Annotated in this window: 14 protein-coding genes; 9 read left to right on the forward strand and 5 right to left on the reverse strand. The window is 74.3% G+C overall.

What is annotated here, in order from left to right; genetic code table 11:
* Positions 1-44 precede the first annotated feature (44 nt).
* Both NRO40_RS00420 and NRO40_RS00425 read left to right on the forward strand, forming a co-directional pair.
* A complete protein-coding gene (locus NRO40_RS00420) occupies positions 45-803 on the forward strand; it encodes a DeoR/GlpR family DNA-binding transcription regulator (protein WP_058940054.1) in 759 nt (252 codons plus the stop codon).
* Between the two features lie 8 nt (positions 804-811).
* Positions 812-1,459: an HAD-IA family hydrolase gene (locus tag NRO40_RS00425; RefSeq protein WP_058940053.1), complete on the forward strand. Its 648-nt coding sequence runs from the start codon at positions 812-814 to the stop codon at positions 1,457-1,459.
* A gap of 114 nt (positions 1,460-1,573) precedes the next feature.
* Here NRO40_RS00425 and NRO40_RS00430 read toward each other — a convergent pair whose 3' ends face one another.
* Together NRO40_RS00430 and NRO40_RS00435 are read right to left on the reverse strand one after the other, a co-directional pair.
* Positions 1,574-2,527, reverse strand: a complete 954-nt coding sequence (locus NRO40_RS00430) for an alpha/beta hydrolase (protein ID WP_058940128.1) — start codon at positions 2,525-2,527, stop codon at positions 1,574-1,576.
* Positions 2,528-2,628: 101 nt separating this feature from the next.
* On the reverse strand, positions 2,629-3,237 hold the full coding sequence (locus NRO40_RS00435) for an SGNH/GDSL hydrolase family protein (protein WP_058940052.1): 609 nt from the start codon (positions 3,235-3,237) through the stop codon (positions 2,629-2,631).
* A gap of 293 nt (positions 3,238-3,530) precedes the next feature.
* Here NRO40_RS00435 and NRO40_RS00440 point away from each other — a divergent pair, with 293 nt between their 5' ends.
* From NRO40_RS00440 to NRO40_RS00455, 4 genes are all read left to right on the forward strand, one after another.
* Positions 3,531-3,989: a PPOX class F420-dependent oxidoreductase gene (locus tag NRO40_RS00440; protein WP_058940051.1), complete on the forward strand. Its 459-nt coding sequence runs from the start codon at positions 3,531-3,533 to the stop codon at positions 3,987-3,989.
* 299 nt (positions 3,990-4,288) lie between these two features.
* Positions 4,289-5,350: an ATP-binding protein gene (locus NRO40_RS00445; protein ID WP_058940050.1), complete on the forward strand. Its 1,062-nt coding sequence runs from the start codon at positions 4,289-4,291 to the stop codon at positions 5,348-5,350.
* Positions 5,347-7,149 carry a vWA domain-containing protein gene (locus NRO40_RS00450; protein WP_058940049.1) on the forward strand — a complete coding sequence of 601 codons (1,803 nt, stop codon included), beginning with the start codon at positions 5,347-5,349 and terminating at the stop codon, positions 7,147-7,149. Before NRO40_RS00445 ends, NRO40_RS00450 begins: the two co-directional genes overlap by 4 nt.
* 206 nt (positions 7,150-7,355) lie before the next feature.
* Entirely contained in the window at positions 7,356-7,655 is a 300-nt protein-coding gene (locus NRO40_RS00455) for a YciI family protein (RefSeq protein ID WP_058940048.1), read from the forward strand.
* 188 nt (positions 7,656-7,843) lie between these two features.
* On the opposite strand, the gene NRO40_RS00460 is transcribed toward NRO40_RS00455, so the two are convergent.
* Positions 7,844-8,131: a hypothetical protein gene (locus tag NRO40_RS00460; RefSeq protein ID WP_058940047.1), complete on the reverse strand. Its 288-nt coding sequence runs from the start codon at positions 8,129-8,131 to the stop codon at positions 7,844-7,846.
* A gap of 26 nt (positions 8,132-8,157) precedes the next feature.
* Positions 8,158-8,541, reverse strand: coding sequence for a hypothetical protein (locus NRO40_RS00465; RefSeq protein ID WP_058940046.1), 384 nt, complete (start codon positions 8,539-8,541; stop codon positions 8,158-8,160).
* A gap of 223 nt (positions 8,542-8,764) precedes the next feature.
* Here NRO40_RS00465 and NRO40_RS00470 point away from each other — a divergent pair, with 223 nt between their 5' ends.
* The 3 genes from NRO40_RS00470 (at position 8,765) to NRO40_RS00480 (ending at position 13,857) form a co-directional block, all read left to right on the forward strand.
* Entirely contained in the window at positions 8,765-9,538 is a 774-nt protein-coding gene (locus tag NRO40_RS00470; protein ID WP_058940045.1) for a LuxR C-terminal-related transcriptional regulator, read from the forward strand.
* Positions 9,539-9,564: 26 nt separating this feature from the next.
* On the forward strand, positions 9,565-11,865 hold the full coding sequence (locus NRO40_RS00475) for a sensor histidine kinase (protein ID WP_058940044.1): 2,301 nt from the start codon (positions 9,565-9,567) through the stop codon (positions 11,863-11,865).
* 306 nt (positions 11,866-12,171) lie between these two features.
* Positions 12,172-13,857 carry a TlrC/CarA/OleB/SrmB family ABC-F type ribosomal protection protein gene (locus NRO40_RS00480; RefSeq protein WP_058940127.1) on the forward strand — a complete coding sequence of 562 codons (1,686 nt, stop codon included), beginning with the start codon at positions 12,172-12,174 and terminating at the stop codon, positions 13,855-13,857.
* 403 nt (positions 13,858-14,260) lie between these two features.
* On the opposite strand, the gene NRO40_RS00485 is transcribed toward NRO40_RS00480, so the two are convergent.
* A complete protein-coding gene (locus NRO40_RS00485; RefSeq protein ID WP_058940043.1) occupies positions 14,261-14,455 on the reverse strand; it encodes an antitoxin in 195 nt (64 codons plus the stop codon).
* Positions 14,456-14,770 lie beyond the last annotated feature (315 nt).

Here is a 14,770-nt window from a genome sequence, read left to right on the forward strand (position 1 = left end):
TTCGATATATTGACTTTCGAACATGGAATGTGTGCAATCTTCTCATGGGAACCACTGAACGACACCGCCGGATCGCAGCCGCCGTCCGGGAGGCGGGCGAGCTGAGCGTGGCCGAGCTGGCCGGGCTCGCCGGCTGCTCCGAGATGACGGTGCGCCGCGACCTGGAGGTCCTGGCCGAACAGGGCGTGCTGGAACGCTTCCGCGGCGGCGCCCGAAGTCTGCTCCTCCGCGGCGAGGAGCCGCCGTTCGGGCTGCGGGCGCAGGAGGGCGTGGACGTCAAGCGTCGGATCGCGGCGGACGTCGCCGCGCTGATCGCCGACGGCGAGTCCGTCGTCATCGACAGCGGAACGACGTGCCTGGAGGTCGCCAGGGCGCTTCGCGACCGCAGCGTCACCGTCATGCCCCTGTCACTGCACGCCGCCAACGCGCTGACCGGCGCCCCGTCGGTGCGGCTGCTGCTCCCGGGCGGCGAGCCGAGGCCAGGCGAGCTGGCGTTGACCGGGCCCCTCACGGAAGCCTCCCTCGCCGCGGTCCGCTTCGACACGGCCGTCATCGGCTGCTGCGGCCTCACCGGCGAGGACGGGCTGACCGCCTACGACCTCGCCGACGCGGCCGTCAAACGCGCCGCGATCAGATCCGCGCGGCGTACCGTCGCCGTCGCCGAGGCGGCCAAACTCTCCCGCACGGCCCTGGCGTTCGTGGCGCCACCCACCGCGCTCCATGCCCTGGTCACCGACGAGACGGCGCCGACCGGGGTGACCGACGCGCTGGCGACGGCCGGCGTCATCGTACGGAAGGTGTGAGACGGACCATGACATCTCCCGGCACGGTCCTCTTCGACCTGTTCGGCGTCATCGCGCGGCACCAGTCCCCGGACCTGGGAGCGGTGCTGGTCTCGACCTCCGGGGCGGCCGCGCCCGCCTTCTGGGACGCGTACTGGCGACTGCGCCCGCCGTACGACCGGGGCGAGCTGATCGGTCCGGCCTACTGGCGCGAGGTGGGGACGGCGCTGGGCGCGCGCTTCGACACCGCCCGGATCGCGACGCTCATCGAGACCGACGTCCGCAGTTGGAGCGCGGTCGACGGGGAGATGGTCACGCTCGTCGAGGAGCTCGCGGCGGCGGGCCGGCGCCTCGGTCTGCTCTCCAACATCCCACCGGAGCTGGCCTCGCACTACGAGGCGCACCACGCCTGGCTGAGGCACTTCGAGGTGTGCGGGTTCTCCTGCCGGATCGGTCACGCCAAACCCCGTCCGGGTGCGTACGCCTGGAGTGTGCGGGCGCTCGGTGTCGAACCGGCGGACGTCCTCTTCGTGGACGACAGGCAGGAGAACGTGAGCGCGGCGCGCGCCGCCGGCCTGCGCGGTGCGTTGTTCACCGGCCCGGCCGCACTGCGCGCGACACTCAGGGAGCACCGGCTCGACGCGGCCGCCGAAAGCCCGGACCGGACGGGCGGCTGACCGCCGGGGCCACACGGCCCGCCGGGGGCCACGCGGCCACCGCGCGGGACGGGGTCCCAGGGGCCGCCCCACCGGGGAGGGGACCGCGCGTACGCGGTCCCCTCCCCGGTCTCCTCAGGCCGCGGTGGAGTCGCCGGCAAAGGCGGCGCGCAGATAGGCGGCCGCCTGGTCGAGGGCGCGGCCGCCCGCGTCGAGGGCGCCTGACATGGCGAAGAAGCCGTGGGCCACCCCCGGGTAGCGCGTGGACTCGACCGGGACACCGCTGTCGCGCAGGCGCTGGGCGTACTGTTCGCCCTCGTCGCGCAGCGGGTCGTACTCCGCGGTGATGACGAGAGCCCGCGGCAGACCCGCGTGGCAGGAGGCGCGCAGCGGGGAGACGAGAGGGTTCCCTCCCTCCTCGGGGGAGGTCAGGTAGTTGTCCCAGTACCACTGCACGGACTTGTCGTTGAACAGCAACGCGTCGGTGTTCTCACGGCGCGACGGAGTGTCCGCGAAGTAGTCCGTGTTGGGGTAGACGAGCAGTTGGGCCAGGAGGGCGGGGCCGCCCGCGTCCCGTGCCATGAGGGTCATGGCGGCGGCGAGGTTCCCACCGGCGCTGTCGCCGCCGACAGCGATGCGCGAGGCGTCGCCTCCCAGACGTGCGGCGTGCTCCGCGGTCCAGCGCAAGCCCGCGAAACAGTCCTCGACCGCGGCGGGGAACTTGTTCTCCGGTGCCAGACGGTACCCCACCGCGACGGTGAGGCAGCCCGCCGCGTTGGCCAGGCTCCGGCAGATGGCGTCGCTCGTCTCGATGCTCCCCAGTGTCCAGCCGCCGCCGAAGAAGTAGACGAGGACCGGGAGGGGTCCGTGGTCGGCTTCGGGCCGGTAGACGCGCACGGGCAGTGTTCCGGCAGGGCCCGGTATCACCTCGTCGAACACCTCCCGCACGGGCTCGGGGGTTCCCGCGGCGGCCTGGACGGCGGCCAGGTCCGCCGCCCGGGCCTCGGCGAGGGTCATCTCGTACAACGGCACGACGCCTTGTGCGGCACGCTGGTCGTACAGGGCTCGTAGCTGCGGATCGAAGGTCATGGTCTCTCCCGTCCGGTCCGCCGACAGCTCGGTGGACCGTTCCCGGCCGCTGACCACCGTGGGCGATCAGGGCGCCGTAACGCGTCGAAGGACGTTCTCGATCAGAGGGGGTCCAGCGGGCCCAAGCCCAGGGCGTCCAGGGTGTGGTTCGCCAACCGCAGGTGGCCGACCGCGTTCGGGTGGACCGGGTCGTCGAGCCACTGGATCGGATCGGTCTCACCGTGGTGCTCGCGCCAGTGGGCCTCGTGGTCCACGAGCAGGGACCCGGTGTCCTTCGCGATGTCCCGTACGGCCTGGCAGTACGCCGGCAGTGCCGCGCGCCGCTCCCGACCCGAGACACCGACCAGTGCCGGTGTCTGCAGGACGACCTGCGTCCGCGGGCCCACCGCGGTGACGATCCGGCGCATCGCGTCGTGGAACTCCGGCAGCCCCTCCTCCCCGGCGAGGCAGTCGTTGGTGCCGAGGGACACGGACAGCACGTCCGGCTCGAACCGGCCGATGAGGCGCTCGTGGGCCGCGAGTACGTCGACGGCGCCCCACGCGGAGACACCGCTGTTGACCACGGTGTCGGTGAGCCGGCCCAGCTGCCACCGAACGCGCTCGTGCAGGTGCTCGACCCAGCCGCGGGCTCCGTGGGTGTGCAACACGCCCTGGGTGATGCTGTCCCCGGCCGCCACCCACGTCATGGGCCCGTCCGCGAGCCTGATCATGCCTGCCCCCTCTGACGGCGGCCGCCGCGCGTCCCTGATGACCGCGGCGCGTCCCGCCGTCGGGCCATGCTGCCCCTACAAGATCATGTATGCAATACGAGCTCGGCGCCACCGGGCACGACCGGCCCGAGTGGTCGCCGGCCGCGGAAGGGCTCGACGGGCTCGCCGGGACCGGCCGGCGGCCCGCCGAGCCCTCGTCGCGGGGCACCGGCCACGGGGCGCACCCGCGGACTGGCGCGCATGGGCCGGCGAGGCCGCGGAATACTCGGGCAGACAAGGGAGTTGGGCTTGTCATGTCACAAGGCCCCGCACCCAGAACCCTGTCCGACGAAGCCCTCTCGACTCTGCTGGACCACCAGCAGTTCGGCACCCTCGCCACCAACAAGCGCAGCGGCCATCCGCATCTGACCACGATGCTCTACCAGTGGTCCCCTGACACGCGCGTCCTGCGCTTCTCCACGACCGCTGACCGCGTCAAGGTCAAGCACCTGCGCCGCGACCCGCGCGCGGCCCTGCACGTCTCGGGGGGTGACGTGTGGTCCTTCGCCGTCGCGGAGGGCCGGGCGGAGGTGTCCGAGGTGACGACCGTCCCGGGGGACGCCGTCGGGCGAGAGCTGCTCGCGATGGTCCCGCAGGCCGCGAGGCCGAGCGACGAAGACGCCTTCCTGAAGGAGCTCGTCGCCGAGCGCCGGGTCGTCATACGGTTGGCGGTGGAACGGCTGTACGGCACGGCGCTCGACATCGACGGCTGACGCCGGCAGCCTCGGCACCGGCCGCACCACGGCCTGCTCGACCACGCGACGCGCGTCCCGTCCGGGACGCCGTCGGCGCCGAACCCGGCGCGGGGATCATCACCACCTGTATCCCGCCCGTGCCCCATCACCACCCGCGTCCTTGTCCGGCACCGCCGCCCGGCGTCCGGCGCGCCGAAATTCGGCTGCGTCGGTACCCGTCGGGCGCTCAGACTGGGCGGGCCCGCATGGTCGTGCGGGTGTCGACCGGCCGTCCGGCGTACCGGACGGGTCCCGCGCAAGGCACAGGAGCCCCACGCTTGCAGGCAGCCGTCACCGTCACGCCCGCCCGGATCCCCGAGCTGCTGCTCGGCCTCGCGACCGTCCGCCCCGTCTTCCTGTGGGGCGCGCCCGGGATCGGCAAGTCGTCCCTCGTGCGCGGCTTCGCCGAGTCGCTCGGCCTGGAGTGCGTCAGCCTGCTCGGCACCCAGCTAGCGCCCGAGGACCTCATCGGCGTCCCGCAGATCCGGGACGGCAAGTCGGTCTTCTGCCCGCCCGAGGCCATCGCGCGCGACGAGCCGTACTGCCTCTTCCTCGACGAGCTGAACGCGGCGACGCCCGACGTGCAGAAGGCGTTCTACTCCCTGATCCTCGACCGCCGCGTCGGGAATTACGAGCTGCCCGCCGGGTCCCTCGTCATCGGCGCCGGCAACCGCGCCACCGACAACGCCCTCGCCCGGCCCATCGCCTCGGCGCTCGTGAACCGTCTCACGCACGTCCATCTGCGGGCCTCCGCCACCGACTGGCTGGTGTGGGCGGGGGAGAACGGCATCCACCCGTGGGTGACCGACTACGTCACCGACCGGCCCGACCACCTCTGGTCGCAGCCACCCAAGACCGAGGAGCCGTTCTCCACACCGCGGTCCTGGCACATGCTCTCCGACGCGCTGCACTCCTTCGGGCCCACGCTCGACGAGGACACCCTCAAGATCCTCGCGCACGGCACGCTCACCCCCGCGCACGCCGTCTCCTTCTGCGGTTACGCCAAGATCGTGCGGCACTCCCACGGCATCGACGCCATCATCAAGGGCGACGCCGGCTGGCCGAACCGTATCGAGGACCGGGACCTGCTCTACTACCTCGCCGAGGCGTTCCGCGGGCGTCTCATCAGGGAACTCCCCGCGACGAAGGACCAGATCCCGCCCGCCCTGCGGCAGACCGCGTACCGCGCCAAGTCGCTGCTCGTCCAGCTCGCCGAGATCTCCGTCGAGGTCGCCCAGACCGTCATCCGGGACGACGAGGACGGGCAGCCGGTGCTGCCCGCGTGGTTCCTCGTCGAGGCCGCCCGGGACATGCCCCGGCTGGTCGAGGCCCGCCGGTGAGCCGAGGCGCGAGGACGGGCAAGGGCCGGCGCGACGACCCGGCAGGGGAGGCGTTCGCCGCCGGGCTCGCCCTTGTCAAGCGCCACCCGGCCCTCGCGGCGCTGGACGCCGAGATCTGCCGTACCCGCGACTGCGGGCTGAGTCCCCGTCACGGGCTGGCCGTCGTCGACTCCGACGGCCGCATCCACGTCCACCCCGACCGCCGCGCCGAGCCCGCCGCGTGGGCGTGGGCCCTCGCCCACTGCCTCATCCACCTCGGCTTCGGTCATGTCCCCGCCCACCAGGAGAGGCGCGCCCAGCCCGACCGCGTCGAGCTGGCCGCCCGCTGCGCGGTCGTCAACCGCTTCATGCTCACCCTGCACATCGGCCGGCCCCCCGAGGACCACCCGGTGACGTTCCCGGACGGCGACGAGGAGCAGCTCGCCGCCCGCTGGCGCAAGACCGGTGTCCCCGCCGCGCACGAGCGCCGCGGGACGGCGGGCGACGCTCCCGACCAGGTCCTCGTGCCGTGGCCGCGGGAGCATACCGCGCCCGACTGGCAGCTGGTCTTCGCCCGGGCCCTGACCCGTACCGTCTCCGCGACCATGGACGTCGCGGGCGGGCGGCGCGACGCCGTCACCGGCGAGATCCGTATCAAGCAGCCCTTGGAGCGGGCGCTCGGCTGGTTCGTCTCCTCCTACCCGCTGCTCGGCGGCGTCGCGTCCGGCATGACGCTGGTCGCCGACGCCGAACTGGCGCGCGGGCACGGCATTTCCGTCGCCGCCGTCGACGCCGCGCTCGGCGAGATCTACCTGAACCCGCTGCGCCGGTACGAGGACGAGGAGTGGCGGTTCGTCCTCGCCCACGAGATGCTCCACGCCGCGCTCCGCCACGGCGACCGGCGCGGCGCCCGCGACCCGTACCTCTTCAACGTCGCCGCCGACTACGTCGTCAACGGCTGGCTTGTCGAGATGGGCGTGGGCACCATGCCCGAGGGGCTGTTGCACGACCCGGACCTGAAGGGCCTGTCGGCCGAGGAGGTGTACGACCGGATCGTCACCGACGCCCGCAGGACGCGGCGCCTGGCGACCCTGCGGGGCAAGGGCGTCGGCGACATCCTGGGCGAGCCCCTCGGCGGGCGGCCCCGCGACTACGTCGATCTGGACGAGTTCTACCGGCGCGGCCTGGCCCAGGGTTTCGACCTGCACGTCAGCGGGGGGCGCGGGCTGCTGCCGGCCGGGCTCGTCCAGGCCATCCGGGCCCTCAGCCACCCGCCCGTGCCGTGGGACGCGCGGCTGGCCCGCTGGTTCGACGAGTACGTACCCCGCCCCCAGCCGGTGCGCAGTCACGCCCGGCCGGCCCGCCGCCAGGCGTCCACCCCGGACATCCCGCGCGCCGGCCGGTACTTCCCGCCCGAGGAGGTCGCGCGCTGCACCTTCGGCGTCGTCCTGGACACCTCGGGCTCCATGAACGCGCGGCTCCTCGGCAAGGCGCTCGGCGCCATCGCCTCGTACGCGCAGGCCCGCGACGTACCGGCCGCCCGCGTCGTGTTCTGCGACGCGGCCCCGTACGACGCCGGGTACCTGCCGCCGACGGAGATCGCCGGGCGGGTAAGGGTCCGGGGCCGCGGCGGTACGGTCCTCCAGCCGGGCGTGGACCTCCTCCAGCGGGCGGAGGACTTCCCGCCCGAGGCGCCGGTGCTGATCATCACGGACGGGTACTGCGACGTGTTGCGTGTCCGCCGCGAGCACGCCTATCTCGTCCCGGACGGCGCGACGCTGCCCTTCTCCCCACGGGGGCCGGTGTTCCGGCTCCGCTGAACCGGCGGTCCTCGGGCGGGACACGAACGGGCAGGACCTCCTCCGCTCCCGCGGCCTCATGGCGCGCGACGACAGGCCCTCCCCGGGGCGGTACGCCGACGATCACCCGGAAGTCCGGCCTCGTCCCGGCGGCGCAGCGCCGGGACGGGCGGGTCAGGCGGCAGCGGGGGCGAGCCGGGCCGCGGCGTCCGGCTAGCCTGCCGGTCATGTTCATCATGGAATTGACCTACACAGCGCCCATCGAGCGCGTCGAGGAACACCTCGCGGCCCATGTGGCCTGGCTGGACGGCCTGTACGAGGAGGGGGTCGTCATCGCCTCCGGCCGCAAGGACCCGCGTGACGGCGGGGTGCTCGTCGCGGCGGGCATCGACCGTGCCCGCGCCGAGCGGATAGCGGCGGCGGACCCCTTCACGACGGCCGGGGTGTGCGCGTACCGGATCACGGAGTTCATCGCCACGAAGACGGCGCCCGCGCTGGAGCGGTACAAGGAGCAGCTCCCTGCGTGACGGTCGGGAGCGGGGGGGGTGGACGGCGGCCGACCTCCGGCTGCCTGCACCCCCGGCCGTCGTCGCCCACACCGGAGCGCGGCCGTCCCCGGCGGCGAGGCGCTCGGGGACGGGCGGGACACCTTCGCGCAGCGGCGCGGCGCGGCCCGGGAGGGGCCGCACCGCGCCGGGCCCCCCCGGGCCCGGGGTCACGTCCAGAAGCGTCCGTGGTTCGGGCACGTCTGGCCGGTACCGCCGCAGGTGTCGCAGGTCCTGCCCCGCCGCCCCCGGCAGTACGGGCAGTTGACGACGGGCACCTGGTCCTTGCGGCACTTGGCGCCGCTGCCCGGCCGGCCCGCGCTGAACAGGTCACCGCCGGTCGTGACGGCCCAGTCCTTGCCGTGCCGCGGGCAGCGCTGCCCCGAGGTGCAGCGGCCGCACCCGCGGGAGCAGCACCGTTCCAGACGCTGACCGCACCTGCACGTGATCTGCCCCATCACTGTTCACCCTTCCTTCCGTCGTGTCAGGCGATGGTCCAACCGCGGGTACGTACGCTGCACCGCTGGAACACCAGCGCCAGGCCGCCCGTCAGGCCCATGGCGTTGCCCATCCAGCGGGTGATCGCTCCCATCCGCCGGTCGAAGTACGCCTCGCCGGTGCAGCCGCCGGTGGTGGGCGTGAGGTCGACGTGGAAGGTGAAGTAGGTCTCGATCCTGTTGCCCGCCGTCACCGTCACGCCGCTGGTGTCGAAGCGGCTCAGGTAGACCGCCGCCTCCACGCCAGGCGCGGACACGGTCGGCGAGGGGGTGCTGAGCTGCTCGGCCACGCCGTTGAAGAGGACCTGCAACGTGTCCTCGACCGAGTGCGGCGAGTCGAAGCCGCCGACCCGCTTGGTGAACCTGCCCATGTACGTCCTCCTGGTGTGATGTCCTGCGTCCTCGGCTCCGCCCCGGTCCGCCGCTGCGGCGAACCGGGCGTCGTGCGGGGCTGGTCGGCCCACCTTGACCGCGCGGCGGTACGCGTGTCTGTCCCCGGGGACGGGGACAGACGTCGGGCGTCCACGGGTGGTAGACCTGTCCCCGTCGGCCGTGAGTCCGGCCGGGTGGCCGGCGGGCCGCGAGGGGGGCGGTATGAACGACGCACGGGGACCGCACACCGGCGACGACACCGCGACCGGACCGCGGTTGGCGGCGGTCGACGACCATCCGATGATCCTGCACGGCATCCGGGCGTGTCTCGCCGGCTCGGCGCCCGAGGTCGACTGGGTGGGCAGCGCCGGGAACGTCGATGAGCTGCCGTCCCGGGTGACGGCGCTCCCGTCGGTCGTCCTGCTCGACATCGAGCTGAACGACGGCAGCGACGTCGCCGCCAACGTCCACCGCCTGCGCGCGTGGGGTCCGCGGGTCATGCTGTTCAGCCGCGAGCACCGCCCGGTGGTGGTGCGTCGGGGCATCGAGGCGGGAGCGCTCGGACTGGTGCTGAAGGAGGATCCGGACGCCCAACTCGTGGAGGCGATCCGGGCGGCGCACGCGGGCAAGGCGTACGTGTCGAGCCGGTTGGCCCACCAGATCGTGCACGACCGGCGCGGGAAGCTGCGGCTGAGCGAGCGTCAGCTGGAGGTGTTGGAGCTGCTGGCGCGGGGCTTCAAGCCGCCGGCCATCGCCCGCCGTCTGTACCTGAGCGAGGAGACGGTCAAGACCTACCGGAGGCGGTCCATCGAGGCGTTCGCGCAGAACGAGGGGACCGGGCCGGCCAGCACCGCCGAGCTGGTGTACCGCTCGATGGTGGACGGTCACATCGACCTCGACCCGACCGGCACGGACACCGACCGCGACCCCGTCACCCACACGGACGCCGGCGGGCCCGGCGGGCCCGGCGCGTCCTCTGCGGATGCCGCCGGGTGACCCGGCGCGATACCCATCGATCCGGTGTGGAGACCGCGTTTCGCCGCTCCTTCGCCGGTCTGTCCCTGCTGTTCTCGCTCGCGTGGTGGCTCACGGCCGTGTCGCTGGCCGTCTCGGATGACCGGCGTCCGTCGCTCGTGGCCGCCGCGGCGCTGTTCGCCGCGTCCGCGACGGTGTGGGCCTACCGGGGGGCCTTCGTCCGCATCGGTCCGGTCGACGCCTGGTCCGCCGTGGCCGTGGCCGGGGTGGTGCACACGGCCTGCGCGCTGCACCGGTCCGCCGAGCTGGTGGTGGGCCTGCGCTGCATGGTGACGACCGCCGCGGTCCTCCTCGCCGTGGCGTACCTGCCCGGGGCCCGGGGGCGGGCGGCGGCGGTGGCCGCGCTGGCGGCGCAGGTGGTCGCCGGGTGGGAGCAGGGCGCGGGGACCGCCTTGGAGGGGATCTGGCCGGCGTTCGCCGGAGGGGTGGCCGCAGCGGTGCTGGCCCCCGTCCTGCGCACCGCCGGTGACCGCGCGGACATCGCCATGCGCGAGGACGAGGACGCGAGCGAGGCCGCCGCGCGGGAACGGGCCGCCCGGCGGGCCCGGCGTGACTTCCAGCGGCTGCTGCACGACGACGTGGGGTCGGCGCTGCGCGCGGCGGGCATGAGCGGCGTCACCGCCGGGGAGCGGCGCGCGGAGGCCCGCCGCGCGGTGGCCGCGCTGACGTCCGGCTCGGCCGGGGCGGGTGGCGTGGACGGGACGGGTGGTGTGGACGGGACGGGCGGCGGGGACGGGGCGGGCGACGGCGCGGGGGTCGCCGACCTCGTACCGCTGTTGACCGGGCTGACGGCGACCTCTGTGGGCGGCGTCCCACGGCCGCGGGTGACGACGGACTTCCCGACGGAACTGACGGTGCCCCACGAGGTGGCCGCCGCGTGCGCGGGAGCGGCCGTCGAGGCGTTGCGGAACGTACGGTACGCCGGTGCCGCGCACGTCGTGGTCCGGTTGCGCGGGGACCGCCGGGGCCTGGAACTGACCGTGGCGGACGACGGCCGCGGATTCGTCCCGTCCCAGGTCCGCCGGACCGCACTGGGCCTGCGCGACTCCGTCGGCCGACGCATGGCCGACGTCGGCGGGGTGGCCGACGTGCGCAGCAGGCCCGGACACGGCACGACGGTGACCCTGCGGTGGAGCGCCCCGGCACCGGACGCGCACGGCGGCCGCGCGCCGCGGCGGCCGCGCGGGCAGCGGGAGACGCTGCGCGCCGCCGTGGGTGACGTGCGCGGCGGACTGGCGGCGGTGTGCCTGCCGCACCTGGGGGTCATGGCCGTCGTCGCGGTGGTCCAGACGGCGGGGACGCCGGCGCTGTTCGGCCATCTCGTCTGGTACCTGGCGCTGGCGGCCGCCACCTGTCTGCTGCTCTTGCGGGCCGACCGCCGGATCAGCGGACGGGTGGCCGTTCCGCTGCTGGTGGTCGCGGTCGCGGGGGCGGTGAGTTGCCTGTGGGTGATCCCACCGGAGGCCGTCACGGACTACCGGTCGTGGCCGATCGGCGCCGTGTCGCCGCTCCTGACGCTGCTCGTCATCGTGCGCCCGGTGCGCCAGACGTTCCTCGCCCTGGCGTGCGAGGAGGCGGGCGTCGCCGTGTTGATCGCCATGGACCCGCCGGTCGCCGGGTCGGCGGCGGGCTCGGTCGTCATGACGCTCCCGGCGATGCTCGCTCCCGCGACGGGGGTGGTGATGGGCCTGGTCATCCGGCGCACCCTGGTCACCCTGGGCGGTGCGGTACTGGACGCCCACCAGCACCGCATGGTCGTCGTCGCGACCGAGTCCGCGGCGCGCGCGAGGGCGGAACAGCACCGCCGCCGGCTGCGGGAGATCGACACACAGATCGTGCCGTTCCTCCGTGCGGTCGCCGCGGACGACGGCCCCGGGCCGGACGCCGTGCGAGCCCGTGCCGACCGCCTGGCCCAGTCCCTCCGCGACGAACTGCACCTGCCGGGCGTCCTCGACGGCCCCCTGCGCGACCTGGTCGGTCGTGCCCGGGAGGGGGGTTGCGAGGTGACGATCCACGCGCGGGCCGACGACAACGCCCCACCGGCCGAGACGCCCGCCCGGACGGCCCTGCTGCGCGCCGTGCTCACGGCCGCCCTCGCGGACCGGAGCACCCCGGACGAGCTGGTACTCGGCGTACAGGACGGGCCGGCGGGCCCGACCCTCAGCGTGGTCACGATGCCGGGCGACACGCGCCGCGCCGCGGCGCTCCGGGCCGTGCTGGCAGGGGCGCCGCACACGCTGGAGGACTCCGCCGAGCTGACCTGGGCGGAGGTCGTCCTGCCGGAGTAGGCAACAAGGGCGCAGTGCGGGGCAGCACGGGGGCGCGGTCGCCGCGGGCCGACAGGGACCCGAGGCAACCGAGGCACCCGAACTGCCTGTGCCTGACGCCCGGTTCGTCTCAGCGCGCCGCGCGCCCACCGCCGGCGAGGGCGGAAAAGGCGTGGCCCGGGAGCGGGGCGCCCCCGTAAGGTGCCGCGCATGGGAACTCTGTGACAGCCCCGCGCACGACCGCGTAGAGCTCCGCTCCGTCGTCGTCGCGCTCCTTCGTCCTGACGAATCCGTTCCATCGGCATGGCCGAGAACAGGGGCTTTCGCATGCGTGCGCCACGTTCCGCACCGTCCTCACCTTCCGTACGTTCCTCACAGCTCTCCCTGCACGGCGTCACCAAGCGGTACGGCGACCGCACCGTGCTCGACCAGGTGTCGTTCAGCCTCTCCCCCGGTGAGAAGGCGGGCGTCGTCGGTGACAACGGGGCCGGCAAGTCCACGTTGCTGCGTCTCCTCGCGGGTCATGAGCGGCCCGACGCAGGCGAGTTGACCGCGGTCGCGCCCGGCGGGACCGGGTACCTGCCCCAGACGCTGAGCCTGCCCGCGCACTCCACCGTCCGGGACGCCGTCGATCTGGCGCTCGCGGAGCTGCGTGCGCTGGAGGCGGCGCTGCGGCGGGCCGAGGCCGCGCTGGCAGAGGCACCCGAGGGTGCCGCCCTGGAAGGAACCCTCGCCGCGTACGCGCGGCTGATCGAGCGGTACGAGGCCCGCGACGGCTACGGCGCCGACGCCCGCGTCGATGCCGCGCTGCACGGACTCGGCCTGCCGGGGCTGGAGCGGCGACGACCGCTCGGGACGCTCTCCGGCGGCGAGCGGTCGCGGCTGGCGCTGGCCGCGACCCTGGCGTCCCGCCCGGAGCTGCTGCTGCTCGACGAGCCGACCAACGACCTCGACGACCAGGCCGTGGGCTGGCTGGAGGAGCACCTGAGGGCCCATGGCGGAACCGTCGTCGCGGTCACCCACGACCGGGTGTTCCTGGAACGGATCACCAGCACGGTCCTGGAGGTCGACGGCGGTCGCGTCTCCCGCCACGGCAACGGCTACACCGGGTACCTCACCGCCAAGGCCGCCGAACGCCGGCAACGACAGCGGAGCCACGACGAGTGGCGTACCGAACTCGATCGCAGCCGTCGGCTCGCCGAGGCGGGCGCGGCCCGGCTGGACGACATCCCGCGCAAGATGGCGAAGGCCTGCTTCGGGCACGGCGCGTTCCGGATGAGGGGGCGTGCGCACGGCGCGATGAGCCGTGTCCGCAATGCCAAGGAACGGGTCGAGCGGCTCACCGCGAACCCGGTGGCGCCGCCGCCGGATCCGCTGTCCTTCACGGCCCGCGTCGCCACCGCGGGCGGGCCGGGCACGACGCCGGCCGCGGCGCTCCACGGTGTGGTCGTGGGGAACCGCCTGCACGTGCCGGAGTTGGTGCTCGCCCCGGCCGAGCGGTTGCTGGTCACCGGCCCCAACGGCGCGGGCAAGAGCACGCTGCTGCGCGTCCTGGCCGGGGAACTGCCGCCGGACACGGGCACGGTGAGCGTTCCCGGGCGCGTGGGGCACCTGCGGCAGGAGGAGGCGCCGTGGCCGCCGGGACTGACCCTGCTGGAGGCGTTCGCCCACGGCCGCCCCGGTGACCGGGACGAGCACGCCGACCGGCTGTTGTCGCTCGGCCTGTTCGAGCCGGGGGCGCTGCGGCTGCGCGTCGGGGAGCTGTCCTACGGTCAGCGGCGCCGTGTCGAGCTGGCCCGGCTGGTGAGTGAGCCGGTGGACCTGCTCCTGCTGGACGAGCCCACCAACCACCTCTCGCCGGCGCTCGTGGAGGAGCTGGAGGAAGCACTGGTCGGTTACGCGGGCGCGCTGGTGGTCGTCACCCACGACCGCCGGATGCGGGCGCGGTTCACGGGCTCCCGTCTGGAGCTGCGCGAGGGCGCCGTCGCCGTGGAGTCGGGGGGGAACGGGTGAGGGGCTGACGTCCCGAGTCGGAGGGGGCGCTGCCACGGTGGCGCCCTCTTCGCCGCATGGGCGGGTGCCGCTCCGTGGTGCCGGCAGCGGCGGTGTCCGGACGACGGCGCCGGCGGACGGCGGCGCCGGACGGACGCGTCGCCGTCCGGGCTCCGAACGGCCACGACGACCGCGCGGCGGTACACGCCTCGACGCGGGCCGGCCAGGGGGAGGAAGCCGTCGGCAGGGCGGCAGTTGGCGCGGCGGGCGCGGCCGAGTTGCCGTCTCCCTCGTGCGTCTCGGACCACCCCCGCGTGATCATCAGGCTGCTGTCATGGCGGAGGGATTGAGGGCCGCGCCGCACGCGGACGCGGCCGGGCTCCCCGGCGTCGTGCCCGGGGAGCCTGCCGCGTCCGCGTGCGGGTCAGCGCTCCGTCGTACCGTCGCTCCCGTAGGAGCGGCGTACCGCGTCGGCGCCCCTGTCGGTCTGGGCGTCGTACTTGTTGCCCGTACGCTCGTCGACGACCCGTTCGGCGCCGGCGACACCCTTGTCCGCCTGGTCCGGGTGGCCCTTCGCCATCTCCTTGGCCTTGTTCGCCATGTCTCCGAGCTTGCCCATGGGTACCTCCCGCAATGGTGCGTTCGTCGTACTCAGCCGCAGGTACCCTCCCGATGCCGCCTGTCACCTCCGAATGAACCCCGCCTCGACGGCACAGCCCGGCGACGCCCGGTTCGTCACCTCGCCCACGCTCTCGATGCGGTCCACTCCCCGCTCGGCGAAGGCCCGGCCGGCGACGGCCCGGATCGCTCGTAGGTGTACCCCCTGCGCCGCTGGGTGGCGAGGGTCCGGTAGGCCGGCGACGCCATCCGCTCGGACCGGCCCACCCAGCTGCATCCGTATCGGTCGGCCGCGCTCGCCACCCGGGCGTCCGCA

The organism is Streptomyces changanensis, assembly GCF_024600715.1.
In the GTDB taxonomy this organism is placed as follows: Bacteria; Actinomycetota; Actinomycetes; order Streptomycetales; family Streptomycetaceae; genus Streptomyces; species Streptomyces changanensis.

Coding starts and splice junctions, on each gene's coding strand:
- NRO40_RS00425 (WP_058940053.1), top strand. CDS start 812: ATGACATCTCCCGGCACGGTCCTCTTCGACCTGTTCGGCGTCATCGCG.
- NRO40_RS00485 (WP_058940043.1), bottom strand. CDS start 14,455: ATGGGCAAGCTCGGAGACATGGCGAACAAGGCCAAGGAGATGGCGAAG.
- NRO40_RS00460 (WP_058940047.1), bottom strand. CDS start 8,131: ATGGGGCAGATCACGTGCAGGTGCGGTCAGCGTCTGGAACGGTGCTGC.
- NRO40_RS00430 (WP_058940128.1), bottom strand. CDS start 2,527: ATGACCTTCGATCCGCAGCTACGAGCCCTGTACGACCAGCGTGCCGCA.
- NRO40_RS00465 (WP_058940046.1), bottom strand. CDS start 8,541: ATGGGCAGGTTCACCAAGCGGGTCGGCGGCTTCGACTCGCCGCACTCG.
- NRO40_RS00480 (WP_058940127.1), top strand. CDS start 12,172: ATGCGTGCGCCACGTTCCGCACCGTCCTCACCTTCCGTACGTTCCTCA.
- NRO40_RS00435 (WP_058940052.1), bottom strand. CDS start 3,237: ATGATCAGGCTCGCGGACGGGCCCATGACGTGGGTGGCGGCCGGGGAC.
- NRO40_RS00420 (WP_058940054.1), top strand. CDS start 45: ATGGGAACCACTGAACGACACCGCCGGATCGCAGCCGCCGTCCGGGAG.
- NRO40_RS00470 (WP_058940045.1), top strand. CDS start 8,765: ATGAACGACGCACGGGGACCGCACACCGGCGACGACACCGCGACCGGA.
- NRO40_RS00440 (WP_058940051.1), top strand. CDS start 3,531: ATGTCACAAGGCCCCGCACCCAGAACCCTGTCCGACGAAGCCCTCTCG.
- NRO40_RS00455 (WP_058940048.1), top strand. CDS start 7,356: ATGTTCATCATGGAATTGACCTACACAGCGCCCATCGAGCGCGTCGAG.